Origin of the sequence: Amycolatopsis sp. lyj-84 (assembly GCF_046549075.1) — a bacterium.
GTDB lineage: Bacteria > Actinomycetota > Actinomycetes > Mycobacteriales > Pseudonocardiaceae > Amycolatopsis.
This window is the reverse complement of sequence record NZ_JAJPWO010000032.1, coordinates 1-10176: the sequence shown is the minus strand read 5'-3', so window position 1 is coordinate 10176 and position 10176 is coordinate 1. Positions and strand designations below refer to the sequence as shown.

Sequence of the window (10176 nt, the reverse complement as noted above, 5' to 3'; positions counted from 1 at the left end):
GAGTGGCAAAGAGGGTTAGAACCCTCTTTGCCACTCACGACCCCATCCGCAAAGCGTGCATATGGGTATCAATCAGACATTTACCCGGCTAAATGTGTCCCGTGTGGACAGTCAGGGTGCGGCCGGTCCAGATCCGCGATGCTGAAGGCTCCCTTCACCGCATCGAACGCGGCGAAGGGAGCCTTCAGTCCGGCACGACCCTCCCGCGAACACGACACGTTTGCCCTTCCCCTCAATAGAACCGTCCTTACCACTCACGAGGTGGTCAGCGCACTCGGTCGTAGACCACCGCCATCTCCCCCAGCTCCCCGACCTCCTGATAGGCCAGCGCCCACTTCGAAGCCGGCAGCCCGTCGACGAAAAGCCGCTGTCCGCCGCCGGTGATCTCGGGGCAGATCATCAGGTACAGCCGGTCGATCAGGTCGTCCGCGAGCAGGGCCTTGATGACGCTCGCGCTGCTGTTGACCAGGATGTCGCCCTCGCCGTTCGCCTTGAGGCCGGCGATGACGTCGGCGACGGGGGCGTTCACGACGCGGGCACGGTCCCAGGGCGCTTCGGTCAGGGTCGTGGAGAAGACCACCTTCTCCGCGTCGGTGAGCCATTTCGCGTAGGCGCGGTCACGTGGGTCGGCGTTCTCGTCGGCGGCGATGGCCGGCCAGAAGCCCAGGAATCCCTCCGCGTTCAGTCTGCCGAGTACCGCGGTCGTCGCCTTGTCGTGAATGCGGGCGAGGTGACCGCGGGCGACGTCGGTGGTGGCGTACGGGACGATCGCGCCCATGTCACCGGGGCCGCCGGGGCCGCTGTAGTGACCGTCGAGGGTGAGGGCGATGTTCGCGGTGACGCGGCGGCCGGTCGTGTTCGTCATGGTGTTCGGTCCTTTTCCTGAGTGAGGTGCTTGGCGAGGTTGTCGAGTACCTGGCCCCAGCCGGTTTCGATCCCGGCGATGAACGGGACGGCCTCGACGGTGGTTTCGGTGACGCGCAGGTCGAGCCTCAGCCGGGTCCCGCCCGGCGCGTCGGTGAACTTCAGGTCGTAGTGACCGGTGAAGAAGGTCTCCCCCTTGGCGTCCAGCACCGAGAGATCGAACTCGAGGTGTTCGAGTCCGGTCGCGGCGTGGACCTTGCCCGCGGAGCGATACCGCCCCTCCGCGTCGCGGTAGTCGAGGACGGCACGTCCGCCCGCCCACGGCTCGATGACGCAATCGGTGACGGTCATCGACGGCGGCGCCCACCAGGCCGCGAGCAGCGCGGGCTCGGTCCACCGCCGCCAGACGGCGTCCCGCGGCGCGGCCAGCAGGCGGTCGAACGAGAACGCCCGTCCGTCGGCCCACCGGTCGCGATCCGCGGCCGCGGAGTCCGCGCCGATCGCGGCCTGATAGCGCGTGAGGACATCCCGCTCGCCCTCGTTCGCCTCGATGGTCGCGATCAGCTCCCGCAGCCGTCCGCCGAAGTCCTTCAGCGGAGCCGCCTCCACCGCGTAGACGCGACGCTGCCCGAGCGGGAAGACCGTCACGAGACCGGCGCGGGCGAGGGTCTGCAGGTGCTTGGTGGTCTGCGGTTGCCGCAGGCCGGTCAGCTCGGCGAGCTCGCCGACGGACCGGGGCCGCTCGGCGAGAAGCTCGACGATGCGCCACCTCGCTCCGTCTCCCAGTGCTGCTGCGATCTGCTCCATGCCCAGAAGTATTCACTCAGAAGAATATTCTTGTCAAGGAATATATTGGATCCGGAACTCCAGCAGGCTGCGCTGCTCGGTCAGGGTGGTCACGGAGTCGAAGACCAGACCGTGCGCGCCTGCGAGGTCACGAAGCTCGTCGAGACGCCGCTCGCGGCCGCCGTAGAGCACGAGCATGACCAGGTCCCACTCGGTCTGGGCCCCGAGTCCGCCGACGGCCTCGATCACGAGGACGCGCCCTCCCGGACGGACGGCCTCGGCGCAGCGGGCCAGGACGCGGTGGGCGTGCTCGTCGTCCCAGTCGTGGAGGATGTCGGACAGCAGATAGGCGTCCGCGCCCGGCGGGAGCGGGTCGAAGAAACTGCCCGCGGTCACCTCGACCCGGTCTTCGAGCCCCTGCTCGCGCAACTCCTTCTCGGCACCGGCCGCGGTGGGCGCGAGGTCGACGAGATGGCCGCGCACCGAGGGGTTGGCCGTCAGGATCGCGGCGAGCAGGCTGCCGTGGCCGCCGCCGACGTCGACGATCGTGCCGAAGCGGGACCACTCGAAACCGGCGACGAGCCCCGGGATCTGCGCGCTGAACCGCTGCGTCATCTGCCGGTCGAACGACTCCCGCAGGCGGGGATGTTCGGCGAGATCGGCCCAGAAGTCCTTGCCGTAGCGGCGGATGTAGCCCGCCTGGCCGGTGGCGACGCTGTGCGCGAGCTCGATGAACGCCAGTTCGCCTCGCCCGCCGGCGGCCTCCATGTCCAGGAGCCCCGCGAGGCCGTTCCCCGCATCGGCGCGGAGGTTCGCGCCGTAGTCGGTGGTGCGGTAGCCGTTCGATGTCCGTTCCAGGACACCGAGAGTGGTGAGGTGACCCAGCAGCAGTTCGAGCGCTAGCGGGGACTGGCCGAGTTCGGCCGCCAGGTCACCGGCGCCCGCGCCGTCGCCGTCGCCGTCGCCGTCGCCGGACAGCCTGTCCGGCAGACCGAGGGTGACCGCGACCCGCAATGCCATCGGCGTCGCCAGCCCGGCCAGTCGGAGGAGTTCGTTCCTGTCGTTGTCATGGTTCGCCACGAAGATTCACTGTGGCAGGGCGGTCAAGCCAAAATCTCCCGCACCGCGACGATCAGGCGGTCGATTTCGTCCTCGGTGTTGTAGCCGTGCGGCGAGATCCGGAGTCCGCCGGATCTCGCCGAGCACGCGATCCCCCGCGCCTTGAGCCGTTCCGCCAGCAACGGGATCGGAAGTCCGTCCACCCGAACGGACACGATTCCCGAACGGTGCCCGATGGCGCGTTCGGAAAGCACCGTCGCGCCGATCTCGGCGAACCCGTCGCGAACCCGTTCGCAGAGACCGTCCACATGCGACCAGATCTCTTCGATTCCCACGGACAGCAGCAGGTCAATCGAGGTCCCGAGGGCGAGGATCCCGGCGACGTTCGGCATCCCGCCTTCCAGCCGCCGGGCGCTGTCGTCCGGCACGTAGTCCAGGTTGTCCCAGTCCTCCCGATGGACAACGGAGTTCCAGCCCGGCTCCAGTGGCCGCAGCAGGTCCAAACAGGACTCCCGCACATAGAGCACGCCGCAGCCCTGCGGCCCCAGCAGCCATTTGTGCCCGTCGGCCATCGCGAAGTCGACGCCCCACTCCTCCAGCCGGGCCGGAATCACACCGAGCCCCTGGATGACGTCGACACAGAAGAGCGCGCCCGCCTCCCGGCACACCCGGCTCAGCGCGGCGAGATCGACCTGCCGGCCGTGCCCGAACTGAACCCAGCTGGTCACCACGAGTTTGGGCGGCGGGCCCGCCGCGATCGCCTCGGCGAAGGCCTCGGTGGTGAGCCCGCCGCGCACACGATCCACCACCACACCGCGATCGGCGAGCGCGAGCCACGGATACAGCGTGGACGGGAACTCGAAGTCCGGGATGACGACGCGGTCGCCCGGCGACCAGTCGAGGCCGTTCGCGACGAAACCGAGGCCGGTACTGGTGTTCTTCACGAACGCGACGTCACGGGACGGCACCCCCATCAGCGTCGCCGCCGACGCGCGGGCCCGTTCGATCGCCGCACTGTGCGCGGCGTAGGTGAACTCGCCGTCCAGTGAGACCTCGACGGCTTGCCGGTGCATGGCCTCCACCGACGACGTGGGCAGCGGGCAGATCCCGGCGTGATTGAGGTAGGCCCAGCGGTTCACGGCGGGGAACTGGTCGCGCGGCAGCGGAGTCATCGGACCCTCCCTAAGTGAACACCGTGTCCACTTCGTTGGATCCGAAGCTAGCCGACAACCGGTCACCGTGTCCACTTACGGCGTCAACGTCCTCCCGGTGAGGCTCGCGGTCTCCACGGCCTCGACGTAGCTGCGCGCGACCTCGGCCGCCGGGGTGCCTCCATCCGGTTCGCCGAGCGCGGCGAGCGTTTCGCTCACCCAGCCGGGGCTGACGGCGTTGACACGGAGGCCGCGCGGCAGTTCGCGGGCCGCGGCGGCGACGAACGCTTCGAGGCCGGTGTTCGTCAAGACGCCGAACGCGCTGCCGCGCAACGTCTCCGGGATCCGTCCCGCGGTCAGCGTCACGGAACCGCCGTCCGGCAGGTGCGGGATCGCGTGCCGCACCAGGAACACCTGGCCGAGCAGTTTTCCCTGCAGCCCTTGGACGAACTCTTCGTCGGTGCCGCCGTCTACGGGGACGAGCGAGCCGCTCCCCGCGCAGCACACGACGTGCTCGATCCCCGGTTCGGCGGTGAACACCGCGTCGAGGGTGCCGGGCCGTTCGACGTCCACTTCGACTTCGCCGGAGCGGGACGCGGCGAGCACGGTGTGCCCGCGTGCGGTGAGGGCTTCGGAGACCGCGGCCCCGATCGTTCCGGTGGCACCGACCACGAGGATCTTCATCGGCGTTCTTCCTTTCAAGGTCGGGTGAAGGGTTCTGTTTCGTACGCCCGGTGCAGCGACGCGACGAACGACGGCGCCGCCGGCAACGGCGTCTCGCCGATCCGGTGCACCGCGATCCCCGGCGTCCACGAGTTCATGACCACCACGCCCGCCAGGTCCGGCAGATCGGCGAGGGTGACCTCCTGGACCCGCTGTGGCACTTCCAGTCGCCGTCGCAGGATGTCCATCGTGGTGCCCCGCAGCAGACCGGCGTCGGGCCACACCACCGTATCGCCGTCCCAAAACGCCAGGTTCCAGATCGTAGCCTCGCTGAGCCTGCCTTGGCGGTCCGTGAACGCGGCGTCGTCGAACCCTTCGGCCACGGCCTGACGCCGGAAGTACGTCTTCGCCGTCTCACCGGTGTGCTTGATCGACGGCAGCAGGCGTTCGTGCTCGACGACCGTCAGCTTCAGCGGGCCTTCGGGACCGGACGCCGGAGGCCGGGTACGAACGAGGACTTCGAGATCGCCCGGCAGGTGGATCGTCACGGTCAGGGAGACGTCGGCCGGGCCGGACTCCAGCGCCGTGCGCAGGTACGAGCGGATCCGGTCGTCGGGGACCGCACTGCCGAACAGCTCCAGGGACGCGGTCCTCAGCCGGTCCAGGTGCAGGTCGAGACCGCGGACCCGGCCGTCGCGCACCTGCATGGCCGTGAAGTGGGCGAAGCCCGCGAAGGCGAGAGGCGCCAGATCCCCGGCGGTCGCCGTCCGCCCATTCCGCTGCGCCACGAAAGCACTCATGCCACCCACCGTAATCGCGTTTCGCGGGAGTCACGCACGGACGGTCGTGATGCCGGGAATGGACTTCAGCTCGCCGAGCAGCATCGCGCTGACCGCGACCGGATAGTCGTCGAGCGCGTACGACTTCCCGGCGAGCTTCACCCGGACCGGGGTTTCCCCCTTGTGCGCCAGCAAGGCCTGCTTCAGTTCCAGGACCGCGTCCTCGGTCAGCTTCTCGGCGGTCGCGTGCAGGGTGAGGGGCGGCTCCTCGTCACCCGCCGCGGAAAGGTCGAGCGGCATCAGCCCGCCGCCGAACACGGACATCTTGTCCTCACGCCAGTTCACCCGGCCGCTGACGCGGACGGCGTTGTCCTCGGCCAGATCCGCCACGAACAACGCGTAGGCCTTGGGAAAGAACAGCACTTCGAGCGCGGCGTCCAGATCTTCGATCGTGCAGATGGCCCACGGCTCGCCCTTCTTGTTCACCCGCCGCTCCAAGGAGGTGACGATCCCGGCGACGACGAGATCCCCTTCCCTGGGCGGATTGTCGAGGATCGCCGCGATCGGGCGCGGCGCGTGTTTGCGCAGGAGACGTTCCGCCCCGTCGAGCGGATGCGCGGAGACGTACAGACCGAGCATTTCCCTTTCGTGCGCGAGAAGTTCCTTGCGCGGCCACTCCTGGACATCGAACCTGAGGTGAGCGAGCGGCGAGGTGTCCTCTTGGCTCTCCTCGCCCGCACCGAAAAGATCGAACTGGCCCATCGCCTGCTTGCGTTTCAACGGCACCACGGCGTCCACCGCGTCCTCGTGTACGCGCAGGATCGAGAGCCGCGTGTGCCCGAGCGAGTCGAACGCGCCCGCCTTGGCCAGGGATTCGATGACCCGTTTGTTGCAGGCCACCAGTTCCGACTTGCCGAGGAAGTCGGTGAACGACGCGTACTTCCCTCTTTCCCTTCGCGTCGCGATGATCGAGTCGACGACGTTCGCGCCGACGTTGCGCACCGCGCCCAGCCCGAACCGGATCGCGTCTCCCACCGCCGAGAACCGGAGTCCTGATTCGTTGACGTCCGGCGGCAGCACCTTGATCCCCAGCCGACGGCATTCCGAGAGGTAGACCGCCGACTTGTCCTTGTTGTCCCCCACCGAAGTCAGCAGGCCCGCCATGTACTCCGCCGGGTAGTTCGCCTTCAGGTACGCGGTCCAGTAGCCGACGAGGCCGTAACCGGCGGCATGGGACTTGTTGAACGCGTACCCGGCGAACGGGAGGATCGCGTCCCACAGCGCCTGCACGGCTTCGAGGGAGAACCCGTTGGCGACCATGCCGTCCCGGAAACCCTCGAACTCCCTTTCCAGTACCTCTTTCTTCTTCTTGCCCATCGCCTTGCGCAGCACGTCGGCACGGCCCATGGAATAGCCGGCGACGTCACGCGCGATCCGCATGATCTGTTCCTGGTACACGATCAGGCCGTGGGTCTCGGCCAGGATCTCGCGCAGCGGCCCGGCCAGCTCGGGATGGATCGACTCGATCGGCTGCCTGCCGTTCTTGCGGTCCGCGTAGTTGTTGTGCGTGTTCATCGCGATGGGGCCGGGCCGGTACAGCGCGTTCACCGCGATGATGTCGCCGAAGCCGGTCGGCCCCATGCGGCGCAGCAGATCCCGCATCGCGCCGCCGTCGAGCTGGAAGACGCCGAGGCTGTCGCCGCGGGCGAGCAGTTCGTAGGTCGCCGGATCCTCGACACCGAGCGTGTCGAGGTCGATCTCCTCGCCGCGGTTGTCCTTGATGTTGTCCAGCGCGTCGCCGATGACGGTGAGGTTGCGCAGGCCGAGGAAGTCCATCTTCAACAGGCCGATGGCCTCGCACGACGGATAGTCCCAGCCGGTGATGACCGCGCCGTCGTCCCGCCGCCACAACGGGATCGCGTCGAGCAGCGGTTCACTCGACATGATGACGGCACAGGCGTGCACACCGGCGTTGCGGATCAGCCCTTCGAGCCCCCTGGCGGTCTCGAAGATCTTCGACGCCTCGCCGTCGCCTTCCAGCAGCGCGCGGACTTCCGCCGCCTCGGCGTACCGTTCGTGATCCGGCTCGACGATCCCGGCGAGCGGGATGTCCTTCGCCGCGACCGGCGGCGGAAGTGCCTTGGAGATCCGGTCCGCGATCGCGTACCCGCTCTGTCCATAGTGGACGCGGGCGGAGTCCTTGATGGCCGCTTTGGTCTTGATGGTGCCGAAGGTGATCACCTGCGCGACGTGTTCGGCACCGTACTTGTCGGTGGCGTAACGAATCATCTCGCCGCGGCGCCGGTCGTCGAAGTCCATGTCGATGTCCGGCATGGAGACCCGTTCGGGGTTGAGGAACCGCTCGAAGAGCAGGCCGAGGTCGATCGGGTCCAGGTTGGTGATGCCGAGCGCGTACGCGACGAGCGAACCCGCGGCCGAGCCGCGGCCGGGCCCGACCCGGATTCCGACCTCGCGGGCGTGCCTCATCAGGTCGGCGGTGATCAGGAAGTACGCAGGGAAGCCCTTTTCGGCGATCACGCCGATCTCGAAGTCGGCTCGGGCGACGTAGGCGTCAGGAACGCCGCCCGGCAACCGCCACCGCAGCCCGTCCGCGACCTCTTTGCGCAGCCAGGATTCCTCGTCGTGTCCTTCGGGCACCTCGAAGACCGGCATGCGGTCGAGATGGCGATAGACGTCGTCGTAGGACTCGATCCGCTCGGCGATGAGGAGGGTGGAATCCGCCGCACCCGGGACTTCGGCGTCCCAATACCGGCGCATCTCCTCCGCGGACTTGAGGTAGTAGCCGTCGCCGTCGAACTTGAACCGGCCGGGATCGTCGAGGGTCTTGCCGGACTGGACGCACAGCAGCGCGGAGTGCGCGGCCGCCTGATCCTGAGTGACGTAGTGCGAATCGTTGGTGGCCAACGGTTTCAGATCGAGGCGGCGTCCGATGTCCAGTAAGCCGTCCCGCACGGATCGCTCGATGGGGAGGCCGTGGTCCATCAGTTCCAGGAAGAAGTCGTCCGCGCCGAAGATGTCGCGGTAGTCCGAAGCCGCCTGGATCGCCTCGTCCGGCTGGCCGAGCCGGAGCCTGGTCTGCACCTCGCCGGACGGGCAGCCGGTGGTGGCGATGATGCCTTCGTGGTGCCGGGCGAGGAGTTCGCGGTCCATCCGGGGTTTGCGGTAGTAGCCCTCCAGGCTGGCCGAAGAGGACAGCCGGAACAGGTTCCGCAGCCCGGCCGCGTTCTCCGCGAGCATGGTCATATGCGTGTAGGCACCGCCGCCGGAGACGTCGCCGCCGTCGCCGCGCCGTCCCCAGAACACCGGTTTCTTGTGGAAACGCGACTCGGGCGCGAGGTACGCCTCGATGCCGATCACCGGCTTGAGCCCGGCGAGGACGGACTGCCGGTAGAACTCGTCGGCGCCGTACATGTTGCCGTGGTCGGTCATGCCGACGGCGGGCATGCCGAGCCGCCGGGCCTCGGCGAACAGCGGCGCGATCTTGGCCGCGCCGTCGAGCATCGAGTATTCGGTATGAACGTGCAGGTGCACGAAGGAGTCCACCGGTCACTCCCCACGGTTGTACGATTCCGGTCCGACGCGGCGATTGGACCCAAGGCGCACAGGCACTGTCCAACAAGCGACACGCGGCGGGCGACAACCGGAAGTTGTAAGGAGTGCACAGTGGAGCTGGACCTGGGCGCGGTCCGCGCGTTCGTCGCGGTGGCCGAGGACCGGTACTTCGGCGAGGCGGCGATCCGGCTGGAGGTGAGTCAGCAGGCGATCTCCAAGCGGGTCGCGAAACTCGAGGCGGATCTCGGCGTGCGGCTGCTGTCGCGGACACGCGGAGGCGCCGAGCCGACCGAGGACGGCGAAGAGTTCCTCAAGCACGCTCGCGCGCTGATCAGTCTCGCGGACCAGGCCGTCGAACGGCTGCACGGCAGGCGCCGCCCCTTGCGCGTCGACGTCCTCGGCACACGGCTGGCGACGATGGAGGTGATCCGGGCGTTCCACGCCGAGCACGACGACGAACTGGAGCTCGTCACGCCGGGATTGGGTGCGGTGCGCCGGTCGATGCTGCCCGAGACGGTCGATGCCGCCTTCGCCCGCGTCAACACCGTGACGGACCCCGCGATCGGCCGTACGCCCGCTTATCTGGAACCGGCGAACCTGCTGGTCGGGCGGCGGCATCCGCTCGCACGGCGGCGGCGGGTCGCGATGGCGGACCTCGCCGGCCTCACGGCCTGGATGCCGTACAACGCGCGGGCCAGCGAATGGGCGGAGTTCTGGCAGGAACTGTGCCCGGCGTTCGGCGTCCTCGTCGACACCGACGGCCCGAACTTCGGGCTGGAGCACCACATCGAGGTGCTCAGCGAGTCGAAGGACCGCCTGGGTTTCGTCGGCGCGAAGATGCACGTGCCCTGGCATCCGGACGTCGTCCAGATCCCGCTCGTCGACCCGACGCCGGTGTACCCGTTCTCGCTGCTGTGGCGGCACGAGAACCGGCACCCGACGCTGCCGCTGCTGATCGAGCACGTCCGGTCCGGCTACCGGCCCTTCGACGCCGAGCGGCAATGGCTCCCGATGGCGGACCGGGCGGCGATGAGCTCCTAGTGGGCCTCACTCAGCGAAGGACGCCTTCGGATCAGCGGATGCCCCCAATGCGGCATTGGGGACGCTGGGTGTCCCCAATGCCGCATTGGGGGCAATGCCTCGAGGTCGTTGCCTCGGAACGGCAACAGAATCGGACAGGGACGTCCAAGCTGATCGCGGAGTCGTGAGTGGTGATTCACCTGTTGCGAAGATTTCCGGCCAGCCATGCTCCCGCTCGATGCGATGCAGTAGTACCGAGTCGGTGACTTCGTTCTGTCGCT

Annotated in this window: 8 protein-coding genes; 1 reads left to right on the top strand and 7 read right to left on the bottom strand. The window is 68.3% G+C overall.

Translation table 11 applies throughout. The annotated features are described in order from the left end of the window. Positions 1-265: 265 nt before the first annotated feature. From ACLJRM_RS44160 to dnaE, 7 genes are all read right to left on the bottom strand, one after another. Positions 266-865 (bottom strand): dihydrofolate reductase family protein, encoded by a 600-nt coding sequence (locus tag ACLJRM_RS44160; protein ID WP_101610166.1) that lies wholly within the window; start codon positions 863-865, stop codon positions 266-268. After that, positions 862-1671, bottom strand: coding sequence for a metalloregulator ArsR/SmtB family transcription factor (locus ACLJRM_RS44155; RefSeq protein WP_101610167.1), 810 nt, complete (start codon positions 1669-1671; stop codon positions 862-864). Before ACLJRM_RS44155 ends, ACLJRM_RS44160 begins: the two co-directional genes overlap by 4 nt. A gap of 33 nt (positions 1672-1704) precedes the next feature. After that, positions 1705-2730, bottom strand: coding sequence for a methyltransferase (locus tag ACLJRM_RS44150; protein ID WP_410666445.1), 1026 nt, complete (start codon positions 2728-2730; stop codon positions 1705-1707). Between the two features lie 23 nt (positions 2731-2753). Continuing rightward, positions 2754-3881 (bottom strand): aminotransferase class V-fold PLP-dependent enzyme, encoded by a 1128-nt coding sequence (locus ACLJRM_RS44145; RefSeq protein ID WP_410666444.1) that lies wholly within the window; start codon positions 3879-3881, stop codon positions 2754-2756. Between the two features lie 75 nt (positions 3882-3956). Beyond that, entirely contained in the window at positions 3957-4544 is a 588-nt protein-coding gene (locus ACLJRM_RS44140) for a short chain dehydrogenase (protein WP_410666443.1), read from the bottom strand. Positions 4545-4558: 14 nt separating this feature from the next. Continuing rightward, positions 4559-5323: an aminotransferase class IV family protein gene (locus tag ACLJRM_RS44135; RefSeq protein ID WP_410666442.1), complete on the bottom strand. Its 765-nt coding sequence runs from the start codon at positions 5321-5323 to the stop codon at positions 4559-4561. Positions 5324-5353: 30 nt separating this feature from the next. Then, the gene (gene dnaE, locus ACLJRM_RS44130; protein ID WP_410666441.1) at positions 5354-8866 is read right to left on the bottom strand and encodes a DNA polymerase III subunit alpha; all 3513 of its coding nucleotides are present in this window, start codon (positions 8864-8866) and stop codon (positions 5354-5356) included. A 120-nt stretch (positions 8867-8986) separates the two neighbouring features. On the opposite strand from dnaE, the gene ACLJRM_RS44125 reads away from it, so the two are divergent. Then, positions 8987-9916, top strand: a complete 930-nt coding sequence (locus ACLJRM_RS44125) for a LysR family transcriptional regulator (RefSeq protein ID WP_101610173.1) — start codon at positions 8987-8989, stop codon at positions 9914-9916. Positions 9917-10176: the final 260 nt, after the last annotated feature.

Coding starts and splice junctions, on each gene's coding strand:
- ACLJRM_RS44160 (WP_101610166.1), bottom strand. CDS start 865: ATGACGAACACGACCGGCCGCCGCGTCACCGCGAACATCGCCCTCACC.
- ACLJRM_RS44155 (WP_101610167.1), bottom strand. CDS start 1,671: ATGGAGCAGATCGCAGCAGCACTGGGAGACGGAGCGAGGTGGCGCATC.
- ACLJRM_RS44145 (WP_410666444.1), bottom strand. CDS start 3,881: ATGACTCCGCTGCCGCGCGACCAGTTCCCCGCCGTGAACCGCTGGGCC.
- ACLJRM_RS44140 (WP_410666443.1), bottom strand. CDS start 4,544: ATGAAGATCCTCGTGGTCGGTGCCACCGGAACGATCGGGGCCGCGGTC.
- ACLJRM_RS44135 (WP_410666442.1), bottom strand. CDS start 5,323: ATGAGTGCTTTCGTGGCGCAGCGGAATGGGCGGACGGCGACCGCCGGG.